Genomic DNA, 18,711 nt, shown 5'->3' with positions numbered 1-18,711 from the left:
CCCGTGGATCTCCAGCCGGCTACGCGACGCCCGGGCACGCACCTCGCGGCGTTGTCGTCGTCCCTGATCCAACCCCGGGATCAGGGACTCCTCCGCCTGGCGATGCGCGCACCTGGCCGGCGCTCGCTCGCCATCGATCCACGGGACAGGCTCTAGCTCAGAGACGCAGCAGGCGGGCGGCGTTGGCGGTGAGCGCGGCGCCGAGGTCGCCCGCCGGGGCGTCGTGGGCGCCGGAGTCCCACCCCGCGAAGTTGGTGCCGAACACCAGGCGGTCGGCACCGGCGTGGGCCACGAGCAGCTCCAGCGACCGTGCGTCGTGCACGTGGGTGTCGAACCAGATCCGCCGGTACCAGTGCTCGAACCCGTTGGCGCGCAACGCCTGGGACGCCCACGGCCGCTTCTCCACGGCCGCGGCGAACCGGCCGGACAGGAACGCCGCCGCTCCGCCGCCGTGGGAGACGCACACGTCGAGTCCGGGATGGCGCTCCAGCACCCCGCCGAACACGAGCGCGGCCACCGCGAGCGTCTCGTCGTAGGCGAAGCCCAGCAGCAGGTCGAGATCGAAGCGGCGCAGCCGGACGTCGCCGGGCGGGCCGTCCGGGCCCAGCGGCGAGGGGTGCACGAACAGCGGCACGTCCAGCTCCACGATCGTCTCGTAGAGCGGGTCGAGCGCCGGGTCGTCGAGCGTGCGGCCCGCGGGATCGGTGTCGAGGTAGATCCCGGCCATACCCAGGTCCCGCACGGCGCGGCGGGCCTCGGCGACGGCCGCGCCGACGTCCTGCACGGGGAGCTGGGCGCAGGCCAGCAGCCGGTCCGGGTGCCGGCCGACCAGCTCCGCGAGCCCGTCGTTGTACGACCGCGCGAACGCGACGCCATCGGCGACCGGCAGCGACCCGAAGTACGTCAGCGGGTTGGGGGACAGGAGCTGCCGGGCGATCCCGGCGTCGTCCATCGCGGCCAGGCGCACGTCGACGTCCATGAACGGGCTGCCCGCGTAGCGCACGCCGTGCAGCACGTAGTCGCCGACGCGGTAGAACGGCCGCCCGTCCTGCGACGTCCCGAGCTCGGGTCCGGCGGCGCCCGCCGCCCCCTCCGAGGAGGCGAGGACGGCGTGGGCGTGGACGTCGATGGTGCCCGTTGGGACCTCAGACATGCGAGAGCTTCTCCAGCTGCTCCTCGGTGAACGCCAGCGACCGCGTGAGCGGGCAGGAGGCGAGGAACCGCACCTGGTCCGAGGTCCGCAGCTTCTGCTCGGGGATCGGGGTGGTGATGTCGATCCGCTTCCCGCCCTTGATCACCTCGGCGATCGCGTCCTTGCGCTGCAGCACCGTCACGTCGGCCAGCGGGTCGCCGTCGACGATCAGGACGTCGGCGATCCGGCCCTCCTCCAGCGTGCCGAGCTCGCCCTCCATCCGCATCGCGAACGCGCCGTTGCGGGTGGCGGCGACGATCGCGTCCATCGGCGACATGTCCATGTACTCGACGAACATCTCCAGCTCGCGGGCGTGCCACTCGCCGACCGGCGTGACGGCGAACCCGGTCTCCGACCCCGTGAGGAACGGGACCCCCGCCGCGTGCGCCTTCGCCATCTGCTTGGCCGTCACCGCGATCTCGGCGCGGAACACCTCGAGCAGCTCCGGAGCGCTGCCCACCTTGGAGCCGTAGTCGGCGAGGTTGCCGAGCAGCGTGAACGTGGGGCACAGCGCGCTGCCCGCCTCGAGGACGGCCTCCAGGGCCTCGTCGTCCATGTAGGACGCGTGGTAGATCAGGTCGACGCCCGCGCGGGCCGCGTCGCGGGTGCTCTCGGAGTTGCGGCAGTGCGCGACGACCTTGGTGTTGAGGTCGTGCGCGGTGTCGCAGACCAGGCGCAGCTCGTCGAAGTTCCAGACCTTGACCTCGGGGCCCTTCATCGACGGGATCAGTCCCGTCACCATGATCTTGATCCAGTCGACGCCGTACTTGATCTGCCGCCGGATCTCGTTGACCATCATGTCCCGCCCGCGCACCACGGTGGCGTAGGCGGTGGTGCCCTCGTCGGCGATCATCCGGCCCGCGGTGCCGCCGAGCATCGTCATCAGCGCCTGGCCGCCCGCGCGCATCCGCGGGCCCTCCACGATGCCGGAGTCGATGGCGTCGCGGAGTTCGCAGCCGATGTTCCACAGGCAGTCGGCGTCGAGCACGCTCGTGACGCCCGCCCGCAGCACCTTGCGCGCGTTGTAGGCCGAGAGCATCGAGCTGTAGGCCTCGGTCCGGTGGTGGAACAGCTCGTCGTTGCCGGTGGGCTCGCCGAACGTGAGGTGCGTGTGCGCGTCGATCAGGCCGGGCATGACGGTCTTCCCGGTGGCGTCGATGCGCGCATCGTCCGGGGCGACCCGGGCCAGTGCGTCCGCACCGAGCGCGACGATCCGCCCGCCCCGCAGCAGCACCGCCTCGCCGGGGCGCGCGGGCGCTCCCGTTCCGTCGACGACCGTGCCGCCGGTGATCAGGATTCCGTCCGGCACGGCGCGCCTCCTCGGCTGGGGAACTCGCGGACTGTGCGTCAGCGTACTGACGACTAGTCGGGTCGGCGGTCAGTCTGGCACGTCCCCGCGGGGGGTGCGAGAGTCTGGACGGGCGAGGAGGTGGGCCAGTAGCGTCGTTATCGTGCCAACGCCGTTCGGGTTCGACCTGTGGCGCTCAGCGTGTTCGACGACGAGGGGACAGCCGTGACGACCAAGTGGGCCGTGGTCACCGGGGCCGGCAACGGCATCGGGGCCGTGATCGCCGAGGCTGCGGTCAAGGAGGGGTACCGGGTCGCCGCCTGGGACGTCGACGAGGACGCGGCCCGTGCCGTGGCCGACGGCATCGGCGACGCCTGTGTGCCCGTGCGCGTGGACGTGGCGGACGAGGAGTCGGTGCTGGCCGCGGTCGCCGCGCTGCCGCAGGCGCCCGACCTGCTCGTCAACAACGCCGGGGTCGTGCGCTTCGGGCCGCTGCTGGACCTGCCCGCCGCCGACTGGCGCCTCGCGGTCGACGTCAACCTGACCGGCACGTTCCTCGTCGCGCGCACGGTGGCCGCGCGGATGCTCGCCGCGGGGGGCGGGTCGATCGTCAACATCGCCTCGGTCAACGGGCTCGCCGCCGCCCCGAACGCGGGCGCCTACACGGCGTCGAAGGCGGGCATCATCATGCTCACCGAGCACATGGCGCTGGAGTGGGCGGCCGGCGGCGTACGGGTCAACGCGGTGGCGCCGGGCCTGATCGACGCGGGGATGTCCGACGCGATCTACGCCGACCCCGAGGTCCGGCGGTTGCGGTCGGGCCGCGTCCCGCTCAACCGGCTCGGCTCCGCCGCCGACGTCGCCGACGCCGTGCTGTTCCTCGGCTCCGACAAGGCCGCCTACGTCACCGGCCAGACCCTCGCCGTCGACGGGGGCATCACCAAGGGCGCGCTGAACGCGATGCCGCGCCCGCGCAGCGTGGACTCGGTGGGCGTCGACCCGGTGGGCGTCGACCCGGTGGGCGTCGACCCGACGGGTGTGAGCAGCGACGACTGACCGGATGGGACGATGACCGCATGTCCCAGGAGAGCGTGATCTCGGAGCTGCAGCGCCTCGGGATGTCCGGGTACGAGGCGAAGGCCTATGTGGCGCTGATCGCCGCGGGCACCCCGCTCAACGGCTACGAGGTCGCGAAGCGCTCCGGCGTGCCGCGCAGCACCGTCTACGAGACGCTCGGCAAGCTCGTCAGCCGGGGTGCGGCCTACGAGGTGCGGGCCGGCGAGGCCAGCGTCGGGTACATCTCGCTGCCGCCCTCGGCGCTGCTGGACCGGATGCGCCGGGAGTTCGACGCCTCGATCGACACGCTGCGCGACGCCCTGCCCCAGGTCGCCTCCCCGCCCCAGGTGCGCCTGGTGCACAACCTCACCGACCGGGCGTCGCTGCTGGCCCGGGCCGAGGACGTGGTGGCCGCGGCCCGCAACGACCTGTTCCTGTCCGGCTGGCCCGCCGAGATCGAGCCGCTCAAGCCCGTGGTGCGCCGCGCCGAGGCCGAGGGGGTCGAGGTGTCGGTGGTGTCCTTCGGGGAGGACGAGGACCCGGTCGGCAACACCACCCTGCACCGCTTCTCCACGCCGGAGGTGGTGCTGGAGAACCTCGGCTGCCGGTTGCTGGTCGTCTCCGCGGACCGGGAGCAGGCCGTCATCGGCGGCGTCGTGAACGGTGACGCGTGGGGCGTCTACACCGACGACCCGGCCGTGGTGCTGGTCGCCGTCGAGTACGTGCGCCACGACATCGCCATGCACCTCATCGCGGAGCGGTTCGCCCCCGACGACTTCGAGAGCTTCTGGACGACGGACCCGGCCCTGCGCAGGCTCCGAGCCGACCACGGCATCCCCGCGGCGCTGCTGAAGCGGGGTCCGGCCGGGGCCAGCGCCCCGCCGCGCCGGGGCCGGCGCAGCACCGGTACCTGATCAGGCGTTCGTCACGCCCAGGCCGAGCCCGCCGTCGATCGTGAGGACGGCTCCGGTGGCCCACTCCGCGGCGAGCAGGTACTCGACGGCCTCGGCGACCTCGTCGACGGTGCCGGGGCGACCGAGCGCGTGCGCCGGGCCGAGCGACTCCATCCGGGCCGCCGCGGTGGCGTCGTCGAAGACCCCGGCGCGCTGGTTGATCTCGGTGAGGACGCCGCCCGGTCGCACGCAGCTCACGCGCACGCCCTGGGGGCCCAGCTCGGCGGCGAGCACGCCGGTCAGCGTCTCCAGCGCTCCCTTGGTGGCCGCGTAGGGCGACGCGCCGGGGAACGCCCGCTGCGTGTGCACCGACCCGAAGAACACCACCGCGCCGCGGCGTTCCCGCAGGTGGGCAAGCGCGAGGCCGGTGAGCAGCATCGGGCCGACGGTGTTGGAGGCGAACACGTCGTGCAGGCCCTGCTCCGTCAGCTCCTCCAGCGGTCCGCGGTACATGTTGCCCGCCCCGTGGACGACGGCGTCGATCCCGCCGCCGTGCTCCACGGTCGCGTCGACCATCGTCTGCCGGTCCGCCGCCGAGGTGACGTCGCCGACGACGCCGCGCGCCCCGGTGGCGTCGGCGACCGCGGCGACCTTCTCCGCACGCCTCCCCGACAGGGTCACCCGCGCGCCGGCCGCGGCGAGCCGCGCCACCACCGCCTCGCCGATGCCCGACCCGCCGCCGGTGACCAGCACCGACATCCCCTCGATCGCACGTCCCACGTCAGTTCCTCCCTGTTCCGCGGAGCACGGCCTCGGCCGCGGTCCGCACCAGCACGGCCCGGTCGCGCGGGGCCAGGTCCGCCGCCAGCGCGTCCGACTGGACCTCGACGGCGAGCGGGGTCCCCACCGGCAGCCCCGCCACGAACACCGCGAGCGGCAGCCCGCCGTGGCCCGGCGGCACCCGCTCGTGCCGGGCCTCGTGGGCGGGGTCCGGCGGGACCCGGCCGGGGTCGGCGACGTCGGTGAGCTGGGCGTAGCCGGTCAGCGCGGGGTCGGCGGGCTCGTCGAGCCGGTCGCCCGCGCGGTGCAGGTGCAGCGGGTCCAACAGCACGGTGACACCCGGTGCGGCCCGCGCGATCCGCTCGGCGGCGGCGCGGGAGCGGACGGCGGTGAACGCCATGCACTCCAGTGCGACCCGGGTCCCGTCGCCGAGCAGGGCGTCGAGCTCGGCGAGTTTGGCGGCGGTCGCGGACTCGTCGGCGTCGTCGCTGACGGTGAGCAGGAACCGCGCCCCGAGGGAGGCCGCGGTGTCGGCGAGCGCGCGCTGCGCGTCGGTCAGGGGACCCGGAGCGAGCCGGACGACCTCGACGTCGAGCAGGTCGACCCCGGTGCGGCCCAGCGCGCCGGCCACGGCGGCGGCCTGCGTGCACGGGTCGGCGAGGCGCACCCCGGCCAAGGGGAACCCGGCCGCGGCCGCGCACTCCACGACGTCGCCGGGGGCGAGGTCGAGCACGGTGCCCGCCGAGAGGGAGAGCATGCGTCAGCCCTCGGTCGTCCAGCGGACGGCCCGCCGGACGATCTCGCGGTGCTCGGGCACCTCGTAGGAGGGCGGGTGGTGGCCGAGCGCGTCGTAGACGACCCGCCCGCCGCCGCGCTCCCGGGCCCAGAGCAGCGGCTGGGCGATGTCGCCGCCGGGCTGCGGTGCCGTGAGCAGGCCGGTGAGGTCCGGGGCGTACCGGAGGTCGCCGTAGACCTCGTCGACGAGGGTGAACGGGTCCAGGCCGCTGACCAGCGGGTGCTCGGCCGCGATCGACACCGTCACCTCGGGCCCCAGCGGCGGGTGCTGGGACCGCCCCCACTCCCACGCTCCGCCGAGCGTGGCCCCCCAGCCCGGCCAGTCGTCGAAGCAGATGCTGGCGGTGTGCATGCCGAGCACTCCGCCGCCCACCGCGAGGTGCGCGTCCAGGGCGGCCCGCGCGGCCGCGGACGGGCTGACGCCCTCGGTTCCGGCCCGCTCGCGGTAGCGCGGCGGGGTGGCCGCGCCGAGCATCGACCACCGCAGGGCGTTCACCACGAACAGCGCCGCCCCCGGGAGCGCGTGCAGCGCGGACTCGACGCCCGCCGTCCCGGTGTGCACCTCCACCTCGAGCCCTTCGGCCTCGAGGAGTACGGACAGGCACGCGGTGGTGGCCGGGAAGTCGTGGGTGAGGCCCCCGGACAGGACGACGGCGCGCACGGACACCTCCGTAGTGAGACGGCTGACGACTAGTCGGCAGCGTACCGCGCGGAGCCGTGCCGGGGCTCAGGCCCGGCGCCGGCGGCGCCGGCGCCGGGCGGCGTCGGGGTCGTCCGGGCCCAGCGCGTCGCGGAACCGTTGCTGGCCGCCCTGCTTGCTGGTGCCGTACACGGCGCCGATCTCGGTCCAGGTGCCGCCGTCCCGCCGCACCTCCGCGGCCACGGCGATCTCCAGCGACTCGGCGGCCTCGCGGATCTCCTTCGCCGCAGCCAGCGCCGCGAGGGGGTCCGCGGCGGAGCCCAGGGCGTCGAGTGCCTGCCGGATCTGCTCCGCGCGCCCTGTCACGCGGCGATGCTAACCCGCCCCGGGGTCAATGCTAGGTTGACCTAGGTCAATGTTGAGTTGACTCCGACCGTGGAGAGGGGGTCAGTCGTGGCGAAGGACAAGAAGAAGAAGGACAAGAAGGGCAAGAAGAGCAAGAAGAAGTAGCGGTGTCCCCGCCGCCTCCCGGGGGCGGTACCGGGAGCCGGGCGGCTCGGCGACCCGCCGCGCCGCCCGGCCCCGGGCGGTCGGGAGCCGGTCCGCGAGACGTCGCGCCCCCGTGGACGATCCGGTGGGACGTGGTGACGGGGTGGTAGGCGGTGACGGCGAGGTGCCGGCCGCCGACGGCGAAGAGCGACGATGATGCTGACGCGGGGGGCGATCCTGCGGGGAGGTCCCCGGGACCTTCGAGGTCGTCGAGCTGGAGGTCGACGACCCGCGGCCGGTGAGATCCGGGGGCGGATGGTCGCGAGCGGGTTGTGCCACTCCGACGACCATCACGCCACCGGCGACATGCGGGTCGGGATCCTGCCGTTCGCGGGCGGGCACGAGGGAGCCTGCGTCGTGGAGTCGGTCGGGCCGCACACCCCGGGCTTCGCCGAGGACGACCACGTCGTGTTCTCCTTCCTGCCCTCGTGCGGGCGCTGCCGGTGGTGCGCGACGGGCCACCAGAACCTCTGCGACATGGGGGCGCTCAAGCTCGACGAGCTGATCACCGTCCGCTACTCCCTCGACGACATCGCGACCGGTTCCGCGGACATGCACGCCGGTCGCAACCTGCGCGGGATCATCGTGTTCTGATCGGCCTTGTCCTGCGGCGTCGGGCCTGCTCCGATGGGTCCGTGGACCTCGGGATGGCGGGACGGCGCGCGGCGGTGGCCGCGGCGAGCGGCGGGTTGGGCTTCGCGAGTGCCGCGGCGCTCGCGGCGGAGGGGGCGCGGGTCACGATCTGCGGATCCGACGAGGCGCGCGCGATGGACGCCGCCGAGCGGATCGGGGCCGCGTTCGTCGTGGCCGACCTGACCCGGCCCGAGGAGGGGACCCGGTTCGTCGAGGAGGCGGCCCGGCTGATGGGCGGTGTCGACATCCTCGTCACCAACGGCCCCGGCCCGGCCCCCGGGACGGCGCTCGACACGGCCGCCGACGCCTACCCCGCGGCGCTGGAGCGCAGCCTGCTCTCGGTCGTGCACATGTGCCTGGCCGCGGTGCCGGGCATGCGCGCGGCGGGGTGGGGGCGGATCGTCGCGATCACCTCGTTGGGCGTGCGCCAGCCGTACCCGAACCTGGTGCTGTCCAACACCGCGCGCGCCGGGGTGACCGGGTTCCTCAAGACCCTGGCCGCGGAGGCGGCCGCGGACGGCGTCACCGTCAACTCGGTGCTCCCGGGTTTCCACGACACCGCCCGCCTGCGGAGCATGAACGACGGGGGGCTGCCGGACGTGCCGGTCGGCAGCGCGGACGACTTCGGCGCGGTCGTCGCGTTCCTGTGCTCGCGCCAGGCCGGTTTCCTGACCGGCACGGCGGTCCCGGTGGACGGCGGGGCGTACCGGGCGCTGCTCTGAGGCCCGTCAGCGCACGGGCTTTCCGCGCATCCCGATGTCGATCTCCGACGCGTCGAGGGTGGCGAGCACCTGCGGGAGGACCCGCGAGGATCCACCCGGGCTCGATCCGCACCGCCCCGGCGACGGGCCGGACGCTCGCCGCGACCCCGATCGCGACGAGGACCGGCGGTGACACGACCCCCGCGCGCGGCCGGGGGACGGTCGCGGCGGCGATCACCGACAGCCCGATGACGACCACGCCAGCACCTCGGCCGGGGGCACAGGCCGGCACCCGCGCGGGCCGCATCCGGATCGACCGTGGGGACGCCGTTCAGCTCGGCGGCCGCCACGGCCGCGGGGGCAGTACCGGCAGGCCGGTGGGCGCGCACTGGCCGCCGCGCTCACCGGCGAAGCGGAAGATCGCCCAGCCGGTCAGCCCGGCCAGCAGCGACCCCGCCAGGATCCCGATCTTTGCCTGGTTGACCAGCACGTCGTCGTCGAGGGCCAGGTCGGTGACGAACAGCGCCACGGTGAAGCCGATCCCGGCCAGCCCGGCCCCGCCGATCAGCTGCCCCCACCGCAGCGTGTCGGGCACCCGCCCGATCCCGGTGCGCAGCGCGACCCAGGTGCCCGCGGACACGCCGACGATCTTGCCCACGGTCAGCCCGACGACGATCCCCCAGGTCAGCGGCGAGGTGGCGGCGGCGGCGAGGGTGGCGCCGTCGAGCGGGACACCGGCGTTGGCGAGCACGAACAGCGGGACGATGACGTAGCTGCTCCACGGCTGGATGCGCAGCTGCAGCCGCTCGTTGGGCGACACGGCCTCGACGGCCGCCGCCTGCGCCGCGAGCGCCCGCTGCGGGCTCGGGTCGACGAGGAAGCTGCGGCCCTGGACCGCGACCTGGTCCATGTCGACCTGGCGGGGCGCGTAGGCGTTGACCAGCAGACCCAGCGCCACCCCGACGACGCTGGGGTGGACCCCGGACTCCAGCACCGCGAGCCACATCACCAGCCCGATGACGACGTAGATCGGGGTACGCCAGAACTGGGCGTACCGCAGGCCGAGCAGCGCGAGGAACAGCGCAGCGGCCAGTAGCAACGGCGTGATCCGCACGTCGTCGGTGTAGAAGAACGCGATCGCGGCGACCGCGCCGATGTCGTCGACGATCGCCAGCGCCAGCAGGAACACGCGGAGCTGGTCGGGGCACCGGGGGCCGACGAGTGCGAGCACCCCGATCACGACGGCGGTGTCGGTGGAGATCGCGATGCCCCACGCCCCGGCGGCGGGCCCGCCCGCGTTGAACGCGAGGAACAGCAGCGCGGGGACGACCAGCCCGCCGAGCGCGGCCAGGGCCGGTGCGGCGATCGCCCGGGCCCCGCGCAGCTCGCCCAGCACCGCCTCGCGCGACATCTCCAGCCCGACGCTGAAGAAGAACAGCACCATCAGCCCGTCGTTGACCCAGTGCCGCAGGTCCTCCGTGAGCGCGGTGTCGCCGATCCGCAGGGAGAGCTCGGTGTGCCAGAACTCCTCGTACCCCCCGCCGAGGTTGACCCAGAGCAGGGCGACGACGGCGGCGACCAGGAGCAGCACCGCCGAGCCCGACTCGGTGCGGAGGAAGGCTCTCGCGGCCCGGCTCAGGTCCCCGCGCTCGGCTAGTGTCGTGGTCACGGGCTCGATCATCCACCAGCCGTGTTGCCACGAGGAGGCCGACGATCAGCGCCACACCTCTGGACCCGCCCATCGGGCCCTACGACCACCTCAAGGGTGTCCTCGGAGCCCAGCTCACGCTCATGGAGTACGGCGACTTCGAGTGCCCGTACTGCCGGGCCACCGCCCCGGTCGTCCACGAGGTGCTCGAGCGCCTCGGGCGCCGGGTGGTGTTCGCCTTCCGCCACTTCCCGCTCGCGGAGCTGCACCCCTACGCGCTCTCGGCCGCCGTCGCATCCGAGGCGGCGGCGCTGGCCGGGCAGTTCTGGCCGATGTACGGCCGACTGATGTCGGGCGACGAGCCGGCGCTCACCCAGGCCGACCTGCGCCGCTACGCCGAGGAGATCGGCGTACCGCCGGAGTCGGTGGTGTGGCCCGCGACCCAGCGGGTGGAGGACCGGGTCGAGGCCGACTTCAACTCCGGGGTCCGCAGCGGCGTGCTGGGCACCCCGGCCCTGTTCGTCAACGGGATCGCCTATCGCGGTGAGCGCACGGTCGACGCGCTGATCGAGGCGCTGGAGTCGCAGCACGCGGAGCAGCCGGTCACCTGAGGGTCACGCCCCCAGCCGGCGCGCCACCTGGTCCCGGGTGGCCTGCGGGAGATCGTGGACCCCGGCGAGGACGGGGAGCAGGTCCGGTGCCGTCAGCAGCGCGCGGAACGCGGTGCCGACGGTGACCCCGTGCACGGGCCGGTGGGCGATCGCGACGGCGTCACCGGCCCGCACCTCGCCCGGCTCGACGACCCGCAGGTACGCCCCGGGTCGGGCGGCGTCGGTGAAGGTCCGGACCCACCCCTGTCGGGCCAGCCACGCGGCGAAGGTCCGGCACGGGATCCGCGGCGTCGTCACCTGGAGCACCAGCGCCCCGCCGACACGCCACCGCTCGCCGATCACCGCGCCGGTGACGTCGACGCCGCGCGTCGTCAGGTTCTCCCCGAACACCCCGGACGGGAGCGGGCCCAGTTCGCCCTCCCAGCCGTCGAGGTCCTCGCGTGCGTAGGCGTGGACGGCCTGGTCGGGCCCGCCGTGGTGGCGGACGTCGCAGATCCGGTCCCCGGCGAGGCCGCTGCCGCCCGGCTCCGGGGCCTGCACGCGGACCGGCCCGGGGACCGGGCGCTTGTCGATGCCCGACACCCCCGTCTCGGCCTCGATCGGCCGCACCCTGCCGATGTTGACCGACTCCACCACTCCCATGCCCCGACGGTAGGCGCCCGCCCGTCAGGCCCGCGCCCCCGTCCAGTGCCCCGTCCAGTGCCGCGTCCAGTGCCGCGTCCAGTGCTGCGTCCAGCGTGGGGCCCGGGCGGAGGACCTCGTCGAGACCGCAGATCAGGATCGGTGCCCGCGCGCCGCCGGCCGCCGGTGGCCGGTGACCGGCACGTCGAGCCCGCGCGGAGAGGAACAGCACCCGCGCAGGTCCAGGACGGTGCACCGGCTGTAGCTCACCAGCATCTCGACCTGTTCGAGCATCGGGGGAGCGCTGACGCCGTCGACGTCGCCGGTCGTCTCGAGCACCGCGACGTCGACGTCCTGGCGGCGGACCCGAAGGGCCGGTGCGTGGGCCCCGCCCGGCCCGACGACGGACCGCGGACCGGTGGACCGGGCGTTCGTCGACGCTCGGGTGCAGACGATCTACGGCGGTACGACCGAGATCATGAAGGAGATCAGCGGACGGGACCTGGCTCTGTTGCGACCGCGGCGCGGGACCGGCGCACGAGGAGCCCCTCGGCGCGGAGCACCCGCAGGGCGCGGCGCACCGTGTTGTCGGAGACGCGGTAGTGCCGGGCGATCGCCGTGGTGGAGGGCAGCCGGCCGCCCGTCCCGAACGCCTCGCCAGCGAGGTCACCGCGGTCACCGAGGCCACCGCGGTCACCGAGCAGGACGGCGCGCAGGTCGTCGGCGATCTGCCGGGTCAGCGAGCGGTCGTCGTGGCGGTCGACCGTGCCGAGCACGGACGCCAGCGCCGCCCGCGCGGCGTCCTCCGCGTCGGGTGCGTCCCGCAGCGCCTGATCCAGCGCGCGCACGTCCCAGTACCGGCGCCGGGTGGCGCTGCGGGCGTCGGGGCGCAGGCCGATGCGCTCGATCTGCCGGCGCAGCGTCGTGGGCTTGATCCCCAGCGCCCGTGCGGCGACGGCCTCCGAGACGAGGTCCGGGTGGATCCAGACCGCCTCGCCGTGGCTCATCGTGTCCGTACCCCTCGGGTAGTGCCGCTGTCGGAGAGGGGAGGTTAGCCTCGGGGTAGGGGCGGCGTATCTCCCCAGGATTGAGGGGGTGGCGATGTCCGCGGTGTTCGTGGTCGACGACCACCGTGTGTTCGCCGAGCTGCTCGCGATGGGCATCGACGCCCAGCCGGACCTGCGCTGCGTCGGCACGGCACACTCGGTGACCGACGCGGTCGACCAGGCGCGGTGCCTCGAGTTCGACGTGGCGGTCGTCGACCTCCAGATGCCCGACGGCGGCGGTCTCACCGCCATCCCGCGGCTGCTGGAGCTGCGGCCCGGGGTGCGGATCGTGGTCCTGACCGCGCACCCGCGCCCCGAGCTCGTCCGGCTCGCCCTCCAGGGCGGGGCCGAGGCGGTGCTGGCGAAGGACGCGCCGCTGGCCGAGATCCTCGCGGCGGTGCGGAGCCGCTCCGGGGGGCACGGTGCCCCGGTCCCGCCGGCCGCAGCCCGGCTGACCCCCCGCGAGCTGCAGGTGCTGGCCGGGCTGGGCCGCGGGCTCGACGCCACCCGCATCGCCGCCGAGCTCGGGATCTCGGTGCACACCACCCGCGACCACATCCGGGCGGTCATGGCCAAGTTGGGGGTGCACACCCAGCTCGACGCCGTGGTCACCGCCGACCGGCTCGGCATCGTCCTGGTCGGCGGCGGGTGCTGACCGTGCTGCTCGACGCCCGCCCGACCGTCCGGACGACGGTGCTGCGGCACACCGCACTCATCATCGTCGTGGCCCTCGTCCTGTCGGCGCTGGTGACGCTCGGGGTGTGGCTCGTCGCGCAGGCGGAGGCCCGCCGCACGGCCGAGCGGGTCGCGACCCAGGTGGCGGCCGCGGTGCTGGTGCCGCTCACCGCGCGCGACTACGCGCAGCCGCTCGACCGCGCCGACCTGCTGCGCGACGTCGACCCGTTCCTGCGGTCCGGGGTGGTGCACCGCGTCAAGGTGTGGCGGGTCGACGGCGACCAGGTGGAGATCGTCTTCTCCGACGAGAGCCGGATCGAGTCGGCCCGGCGCCACGCCGATCCGGGGCTCGGCCGCCGGCTCGGCGCGGGGGAGACCGCGGTGTTCCCGGTCCCCGACGACCCCGAGCACCGCTTCGAGATCGCGCAGGCCGGTGAGTTGCTGGAGGTGTTCATCGGGTTCCGCGACGCCGGGGGCCACCCGGCCCGGCTCGAGATCTACGTCCCGGTCGACATCGCGGGCACGACCCGCGCCGCCGTCGCGGTGATGCTGCCGATCGCGCTCGGCGGCCTGCTCCTGCTCGGCTCGGGCATGCTCGCCCTGTCGGTGGCACTGGCCCGGCGCATCGACCGCGACCGCCGCGAGCGCGCCGACACGCTGCACTACGGCCTCGCCGCGTCCGAGCTGGCGCGCCGCGACCTCGCCCGGTGGCTGCACGACGACGTCATCCCCGACCTCGCGGGGGCGGGGCTGCTGCTCGACACCGCGGCCGGGTCGGGATCCGGTGAGCTGGTCGGCCGTGCCCGCACCATGATCGGCGAGGACGTCCGCCGGATGCGCGCGCTGCTCACCGAGTTCCTCCCGGACCAGGTCACCGGGGAGACGTTCGCGGCGTCGGTGCGGGCGCTGGCGGCCGGGGCCGATCTGCGGGTGGACGCGATGCCGGTCGTCGGCGACGACGCGGCGACGCTGCTGCACCGGGTCGCGCGCGAGCTGCTGCACAACGCGGGGGAGCACGCGGGCGCGTCGCGGGTGCTCGTGCGGCTCGGGGCCGACGGGGCGGGCGCGGTCCGCCTGGAGGTCGTCGACGACGGGCGGGGCTTCGATCCCGGCCGCCCGCCGCCGCCGGGGCACGTCGGGCTGCTGCTGGTGCGCCGGGTCGTCGAGGAGGCCGGCGGTACGGTGATCGTCACCAGCGCCCCCGGGGCCGGCACGGCGGTGTCGGTGGCGGTGCCCGCGTCCCTGCGGCTACCGGGCCGGGTTCACGTTCCCCAGTAGGCCAGGTGCCCCAGTACGTCAGGTGCCGCAGTAGGTGACGTGCGGCGGGGCCCCGTCGGGGGCGGGCTGCGCGTACGCCTCCAGACCGGGACGCTCGTCGAACGGTGCGCAGACGGCGTCGAGCATCCGGTGGAACGGGCCCAGGTCGCCCGAGGTGGCGGCGGTGAGCGCTTCCTCGACGAGGTGGTTGCGCGGCACGTAGACCGGGTTGACGCGGTTCATCGCCGCCGCCACGGCCGTGCGGTCGGCCGGGAGCAGCGCGTCGCGGCGCTCCGCCCAGACGTCGAACGGCGCCGGGTCGACGAACAGGTCGCGCGCGGTGCCCGCGGCGAGCGCGCGGAAGAACAGCGTGAGGTCGACGCCCTGGGTGCGCAGCAGCTCCAGCACGTCGGTCGCCAGCTGCGGGTCGGGCGCGCCGAGTCCGAGCTTCGCGGTCAGGCCCTCGTCCCAGTGCCGCCGGTAGGCGTCGGGGAACTCGTCGAGCACCGCCGTCGCGGCCGCCACCGCCTGCTCCGCGTCGGGGTCGATCAGCGGGAGCAGCGACTCGGCGAGCCGCGCGAGGTTCCACTGCGCCACCGGGGGCTGGTTGGCGTAGGCGTAACGGCCGCCCGAGTCGATGGAGCTGAACACCGCGGTGGGGTCGAAGGCGTCGAGGAACGCGCAGGGCCCGTAGTCGATGGTCTCGCCGGAGATCGTCATGTTGTCGGTGTTCATCACGCCGTGGACGAACCCGACGAGCATCCAGCGGGCCACGAGCTCGGCCTGGGCGTGCACGACACGGCGGTAGAACTCCAGGTAGGAGCCGGAGTCGGGGTGGTGTCGGGCGATGGCGTGGTCGGCCAGCCCGCGCAGCACGTCGAGGTCGCCCGCGACCGTCTCGCGCAGGTTCGCCGCGTACTGGAACGTGCCGACGCGCAGGTGGCTCGCGGCGACCCGGCACAGCACCGCGCCGGGGAGCGTCGCGCCGTCGCGCGGGACGGGCACGCCGGTGGCGGCGACGGACAGCGCGCGCGTCGTCGGGATCCCGAGGCCGTGCATCGCCTCGCCCATCAGGTACTCGCGCAGCATCGGCCCGACGGCGGCCAACCCGTCACCGCGCCGGGAGAACGGGGTGCGGCCCGAGCCCTTCAGGTGCAGGTCGCGGCGGTGGCCCGCGACGTCGATCACCTCGCCGAGCAGCAGCGCCCGGCCGTCGCCCAGGCGCGGCTGGTAGCCGCCGAACTGGTGGCCGGCGTAGACCTGCGCGACCGTGCTGACGCCCTCCGGGAGACCGTGCCCGACCAGCGAGGACACTCCGGCGGGCTCGCGCAGCAGTGCCGGGTCGACGCCCAGCTCGGCGGCGAGGCCCTCGTTGAGCACCAGCAGCTCCGGCGCGGGCACCTCGGCGGCGGTCCACGGCACCGACAGGCTCGGCAGCTCGCGGGCGTAGGAGTCGTCGAACTCGAACAGCGTCCTGGCGACGGTCATGGCCCTGAGGCTACGTCCGGGCGGCCCGTCCGGCACGCGGCACGGACGTGCGCCGGATCTCCCTCGGGTCCCGGGCGCAACACCGGGCGCCCCGGGAGCGATAGGAGGCGTAGCCGGTGCCCCTGACGTGTGCGCCGGATTGCGCGACGGGAAGGCGGCACGGTGATCAGGCAGCAGTTCGGGATGGTCCGGTGAGCGACCCGTCGACGGTGCGGCGCCCGTCGAGGGCGACGATCGAGGCGGTGCAGGCCTCGTGCGCGGCGGTGGCGGCCCGCCCGGTGCGCCTCGCTGAGGTGTTCTACGCGAACCTGTTCGAGATGGCCCCGCAGCTGCGGGGCATGTTCGCGGCCGACATGACCGACCAGATGCAGAAGATGACCGATGTGCTGCTCGGCGCGATCGCCCAGATCGCGTCGCGCGACACGGTCGAGCTGGAGGCCGTGCTGCGCAGGCTCGGGGCCGACCACCGGATCCGCTACGGCGTCGAGTCGGCGCACTACCTGGTGATCGGGCACGCGCTGACCCGGGCCGTGCGCGAGGTCGCCGGGCCGGCGTACTCGGGCGCGCTGAGCTCCTGCTGGATCGCGCTCGTGCAGTGGGTCGCGGCGCACATGGTGGCCGGGGCCGAGGCCGTCGACCACGAGGTCGAGCAGGAGCCGGTGTCGTTGCCCGCCCCCCGCCCGGCCGACCCGCTCCCGTCCCGACGACGCCCGGCCGCGACGTGGGGGAGGCGCTGAGCCGTGCCCGTCACCCCCCTTCCACTGCGCGGTCGCATCTCGTCCGGGCGCGGCGCGCGCATCGAGTACGGCGCCGACTACAACCCGGAGCAGTGGCCGCGCGAGGTGTGGGTGCGCGACGTCGCGCTGATGCGCGAGGCCGGGGTCACGATCGCGACGGTCGGGGTCTTCTCGTGGGCGCTGCTGCAGCCCGCCGCCGACGTCTGGGACCTCGACTGGCTCGGTGACGTGCTCGATCTGCTGCACGACGGTGGCGTCGCCGTCGACCTCGCGACGGCGACCGCATCACCGCCGCCGTGGCTCACGACCGCGCACCCGGAGGTCCTGCCCGTCGACGAGCTGGGCCGGACGCTGTGGCCGGGCGGGCGCCAGCACTGGCGGCCCACCTCGCCGGTGTTCCGCCGGCACGCGCTGGAGCTGGTGGAGCGGCTCGCGCGCCGGTTCGGGGACCACCCCGCGCTGGTGGCGTGGCACGTGAACAACGAGCTGGGCTGCCACAACGCGCACGACTACTCCGACGACGCCGCCGCCGCGTTCCGGGTGTGGCTGCGGGAGCGTCACGGCTCGATCGCCGAGCTGAACGCGGCGTGGGGCACCGCGTTCTGGTCGCAGTCCTACGGGCGGTGGGCCGAGATCCTCCCGCCGCGCCTCGCCGGGACGCCCGCGAACCCGACCCAGCAGCTCGACTTCGCCCGCTTCTCGTCCGACGCCCTGCGCGAGCACCTGCGCGCCGAGCGCGACCTGCTGCGCGCGATCACCCCGGACGTGCCGGTCACCACCAACTTCATGGTGATGACGGAGAGCAGCCGGATGGACTACGCGTCCTGGGCCGGCGAGGTCGACATCGTCTCCAACGACCACTACGTACGACCGGGCCGTCACGAGCACGACGAGCTGTCGTTCTCCGCCAACCTCACCGGCGGCCTGGCCGGCGGGCGGCCGTGGTGGCTGATGGAGCACTCGACGAGCGCGGTGAACTGGCAGGAGGTGAACCGGGCCAAGCGGCCGGGGGAGCTGGTGCGCGACGTGCTCACCCACGTCGCGCACGGCGCCGACGCCGTCTGCTTCTTCCAGTGGCGCCAGTCGACGGCGGGGGCCGAGCGGTTCCACTCGGCGATGGTGCCGCACGCCGGCCCCGACAGCGCCGTGTTCCGCGAGGTCGCGGCCCTCGGGGCGACGCTGGACGGGCTGGCTCCGGTCGCGGGGTCGCACCGCAAGCGGGCCCCCGTCGCGGTGCTGTTCGACTGGGACTCCTGGTGGGCGACCTCGCAGGAGTACCTGCCCAGCTCGCGGCTGGAGTACCGCCGGCACGCGGTGGAGTGGTGCACCGCGTTCACCGACGTGGGCGTCCGGGTCGACGTGCTGCCCGCCGGCGCCGACCTGACCGGGCACGCCCTCGTCGTCGCCCCGATGCTGCACGTGATGGACACGGCCCGCGCGCGGCGGCTCACCGACCACGTCGAAGGCGGAGGGCACCTCGTCGCCACGTACTTCTCCGGGATCGTCGACGCGAACGCGCACGTCCACCTCGGCGGGTACCCGGGCGCACTGCGCGACCTGCTGGGCATCCGGATCGAGGAGTTCACGCCACTGCTCGACGGCGAGTCGGTCGAGCTGGCCGCGTGCGACGGCGCCGGGACGGACTGGACGGGCACGGTGTGGACCGACCGGATCGACGTCGTGGACGCGGAGGTGCTCGCGCACTACCGAACCGGGGCGAACGCCGGCCGCGCCGCGGTGACCCGCCGCGCCGTCCCCGGTGGGGGATCGGCGGCATGGGTGTCGACGCAGCTCGACGCCGTCGCACTGGCAGCGCTGGTACGGCTGCTGCTGCCGCCCGCCGCGGCGTCCGAGCTCCCGACGCAGGCGCGGGGCCGGGTCGAGCTGGTGGTGCGGTCCGGTGACGGCGTCGAGTTCTGGTTCCTGGTCAACCGCACCACCGACCCGGTCGACGTCGAGCTGGCCGGAGACGTCCTGCACGGGGTGCGCGACGGGGAGCTCGTCCGGCTCGGACCGCGTGGGGGCGCGGTGCTGCGACGGGCCCTCTGACCGGGCGCGCGCGACGGCTCGGACCGCGTGGGGTCGCGGCGCAGCGGCGGGG

General features: G+C 74.6%; 20 protein-coding genes and 1 pseudogene. 10 read left to right on the top strand and 11 right to left on the bottom strand.

What is annotated here, in order from left to right; translation table 11 throughout:
- Positions 1-157 precede the first annotated feature (157 nt).
- Both I4I81_RS10710 and I4I81_RS10705 read right to left on the bottom strand, forming a co-directional pair.
- Positions 158-1,153 (bottom strand): amidohydrolase family protein, encoded by a 996-nt coding sequence (locus tag I4I81_RS10710; RefSeq protein ID WP_218602026.1) that lies wholly within the window; start codon positions 1,151-1,153, stop codon positions 158-160.
- Positions 1,146-2,501, bottom strand: a complete 1,356-nt coding sequence (locus tag I4I81_RS10705; protein ID WP_218602025.1) for a metal-dependent hydrolase family protein — start codon at positions 2,499-2,501, stop codon at positions 1,146-1,148. The genes I4I81_RS10710 and I4I81_RS10705 overlap by 8 nt, the downstream gene beginning before the upstream one ends.
- 204 nt (positions 2,502-2,705) lie before the next feature.
- Between I4I81_RS10705 and I4I81_RS10700 the strand changes: the two genes are divergently transcribed.
- Positions 2,706-3,536 (top strand): SDR family NAD(P)-dependent oxidoreductase, encoded by an 831-nt coding sequence (locus I4I81_RS10700; protein ID WP_226363877.1) that lies wholly within the window; start codon positions 2,706-2,708, stop codon positions 3,534-3,536.
- Positions 3,537-3,556: 20 nt separating this feature from the next.
- Positions 3,557-4,450: a TrmB family transcriptional regulator gene (locus tag I4I81_RS10695; protein ID WP_218602024.1), complete on the top strand. Its 894-nt coding sequence runs from the start codon at positions 3,557-3,559 to the stop codon at positions 4,448-4,450.
- Here the strand turns inward: I4I81_RS10695 and I4I81_RS10690 are convergent, their stop codons facing one another.
- The 4 genes from I4I81_RS10690 to I4I81_RS10675 all read right to left on the bottom strand — a co-directional run bounded on the left by I4I81_RS10690 (position 4,451) and on the right by I4I81_RS10675 (position 7,010).
- The gene (locus I4I81_RS10690) at positions 4,451-5,209 is read right to left on the bottom strand and encodes an SDR family NAD(P)-dependent oxidoreductase (protein WP_226363876.1); all 759 of its coding nucleotides are present in this window, start codon (positions 5,207-5,209) and stop codon (positions 4,451-4,453) included. It lies immediately after the preceding gene.
- Position 5,210: 1 nt separating this feature from the next.
- Positions 5,211-5,966, bottom strand: a complete 756-nt coding sequence (locus I4I81_RS10685; protein ID WP_218602023.1) for an IolE/MocC family protein — start codon at positions 5,964-5,966, stop codon at positions 5,211-5,213.
- A gap of 3 nt (positions 5,967-5,969) precedes the next feature.
- Positions 5,970-6,665 carry a ThuA domain-containing protein gene (locus I4I81_RS10680; RefSeq protein ID WP_218602022.1) on the bottom strand — a complete coding sequence of 232 codons (696 nt, stop codon included), beginning with the start codon at positions 6,663-6,665 and terminating at the stop codon, positions 5,970-5,972.
- A gap of 66 nt (positions 6,666-6,731) precedes the next feature.
- Complete coding sequence (locus I4I81_RS10675) at positions 6,732-7,010, bottom strand: hypothetical protein (RefSeq protein WP_218602021.1); 279 nt, start codon at positions 7,008-7,010, stop codon at positions 6,732-6,734.
- 438 nt (positions 7,011-7,448) lie between these two features.
- On the opposite strand from I4I81_RS10675, the gene I4I81_RS10670 reads away from it, so the two are divergent.
- Positions 7,449-7,787: an alcohol dehydrogenase catalytic domain-containing protein gene (locus I4I81_RS10670; protein ID WP_267460800.1), complete on the top strand. Its 339-nt coding sequence runs from the start codon at positions 7,449-7,451 to the stop codon at positions 7,785-7,787.
- A 41-nt stretch (positions 7,788-7,828) separates the two neighbouring features.
- Complete coding sequence (locus tag I4I81_RS10665) at positions 7,829-8,548, top strand: SDR family oxidoreductase (RefSeq protein ID WP_218602020.1); 720 nt, start codon at positions 7,829-7,831, stop codon at positions 8,546-8,548.
- A 310-nt stretch (positions 8,549-8,858) separates the two neighbouring features.
- On the opposite strand, the gene nhaA is transcribed toward I4I81_RS10665, so the two are convergent.
- Positions 8,859-10,196 (bottom strand): Na+/H+ antiporter NhaA, encoded by a 1,338-nt coding sequence (nhaA, locus tag I4I81_RS10660; RefSeq protein ID WP_226363875.1) that lies wholly within the window; start codon positions 10,194-10,196, stop codon positions 8,859-8,861.
- Between nhaA and I4I81_RS10655 the strand changes: the two genes are divergently transcribed.
- Positions 10,184-10,786 carry a DsbA family protein gene (locus tag I4I81_RS10655; RefSeq protein WP_226363874.1) on the top strand — a complete coding sequence of 201 codons (603 nt, stop codon included), beginning with the start codon at positions 10,184-10,186 and terminating at the stop codon, positions 10,784-10,786. The genes nhaA and I4I81_RS10655 overlap by 13 nt on opposite strands.
- Before the next feature lie 3 nt (positions 10,787-10,789).
- Here I4I81_RS10655 and I4I81_RS10650 read toward each other — a convergent pair whose 3' ends face one another.
- Positions 10,790-11,428 carry an MOSC domain-containing protein gene (locus tag I4I81_RS10650; protein WP_218602017.1) on the bottom strand — a complete coding sequence of 213 codons (639 nt, stop codon included), beginning with the start codon at positions 11,426-11,428 and terminating at the stop codon, positions 10,790-10,792.
- Between the two features lie 132 nt (positions 11,429-11,560).
- Complete coding sequence (locus I4I81_RS10645) at positions 11,561-11,746, bottom strand: hypothetical protein (RefSeq protein ID WP_218602016.1); 186 nt, start codon at positions 11,744-11,746, stop codon at positions 11,561-11,563.
- A gap of 76 nt (positions 11,747-11,822) precedes the next feature.
- Here I4I81_RS10645 and I4I81_RS31550 point away from each other — a divergent pair.
- Positions 11,823-11,915, top strand: a pseudogene (locus I4I81_RS31550) (acyl-CoA dehydrogenase family protein); the annotation flags it as partial.
- Here I4I81_RS31550 and I4I81_RS10635 read toward each other — a convergent pair.
- A complete protein-coding gene (locus tag I4I81_RS10635; RefSeq protein WP_218602015.1) occupies positions 11,896-12,414 on the bottom strand; it encodes a GntR family transcriptional regulator in 519 nt (172 codons plus the stop codon). The pseudogene I4I81_RS31550 and the gene I4I81_RS10635 sit on opposite strands and share 20 nt — an antisense overlap.
- 94 nt (positions 12,415-12,508) lie before the next feature.
- Between I4I81_RS10635 and I4I81_RS10630 the strand changes: the two genes are divergently transcribed.
- On the top strand, positions 12,509-13,108 hold the full coding sequence (locus I4I81_RS10630) for a response regulator transcription factor (protein ID WP_225925373.1): 600 nt from the start codon (positions 12,509-12,511) through the stop codon (positions 13,106-13,108).
- On the top strand, positions 13,102-14,406 hold the full coding sequence (locus I4I81_RS10625) for a sensor histidine kinase (RefSeq protein ID WP_218602013.1): 1,305 nt from the start codon (positions 13,102-13,104) through the stop codon (positions 14,404-14,406). Before I4I81_RS10630 ends, I4I81_RS10625 begins: the two co-directional genes overlap by 7 nt.
- Before the next feature lie 18 nt (positions 14,407-14,424).
- Here I4I81_RS10625 and I4I81_RS10620 read toward each other — a convergent pair whose 3' ends face one another.
- A complete protein-coding gene (locus I4I81_RS10620; protein ID WP_218602012.1) occupies positions 14,425-15,873 on the bottom strand; it encodes a protein adenylyltransferase SelO in 1,449 nt (482 codons plus the stop codon).
- Positions 15,874-16,064: 191 nt separating this feature from the next.
- On the opposite strand from I4I81_RS10620, the gene I4I81_RS10615 reads away from it, so the two are divergent.
- Positions 16,065-16,610, top strand: coding sequence for a globin domain-containing protein (locus I4I81_RS10615; RefSeq protein ID WP_218616011.1), 546 nt, complete (start codon positions 16,065-16,067; stop codon positions 16,608-16,610).
- Between the two features lie 3 nt (positions 16,611-16,613).
- Positions 16,614-18,659, top strand: coding sequence for a beta-galactosidase (locus tag I4I81_RS10610; RefSeq protein ID WP_226363873.1), 2,046 nt, complete (start codon positions 16,614-16,616; stop codon positions 18,657-18,659).
- The last annotated feature ends 52 nt before the right edge of the window (positions 18,660-18,711 follow it).

The sequence above is a fragment of the Pseudonocardia abyssalis genome, from assembly GCF_019263705.2.
GTDB lineage: Bacteria > Actinomycetota > Actinomycetes > Mycobacteriales > Pseudonocardiaceae > Pseudonocardia > Pseudonocardia abyssalis.
The sequence above is the reverse complement of the archived record's forward strand: the minus strand, read 5'-3'. Positions and strand labels throughout refer to the sequence as shown.

Coding starts and splice junctions, on each gene's coding strand:
- I4I81_RS10710 (WP_218602026.1), bottom strand. CDS start 1,153: ATGTCTGAGGTCCCAACGGGCACCATCGACGTCCACGCCCACGCCGTC.
- I4I81_RS10695 (WP_218602024.1), top strand. CDS start 3,557: ATGTCCCAGGAGAGCGTGATCTCGGAGCTGCAGCGCCTCGGGATGTCC.
- I4I81_RS10685 (WP_218602023.1), bottom strand. CDS start 5,966: ATGCTCTCCCTCTCGGCGGGCACCGTGCTCGACCTCGCCCCCGGCGAC.
- I4I81_RS10670 (WP_267460800.1), top strand. CDS start 7,449: ATGGTCGCGAGCGGGTTGTGCCACTCCGACGACCATCACGCCACCGGC.
- I4I81_RS10650 (WP_218602017.1), bottom strand. CDS start 11,428: ATGGGAGTGGTGGAGTCGGTCAACATCGGCAGGGTGCGGCCGATCGAG.
- I4I81_RS10635 (WP_218602015.1), bottom strand. CDS start 12,414: ATGAGCCACGGCGAGGCGGTCTGGATCCACCCGGACCTCGTCTCGGAG.
- I4I81_RS10630 (WP_225925373.1), top strand. CDS start 12,509: ATGTCCGCGGTGTTCGTGGTCGACGACCACCGTGTGTTCGCCGAGCTG.
- I4I81_RS10620 (WP_218602012.1), bottom strand. CDS start 15,873: ATGACCGTCGCCAGGACGCTGTTCGAGTTCGACGACTCCTACGCCCGC.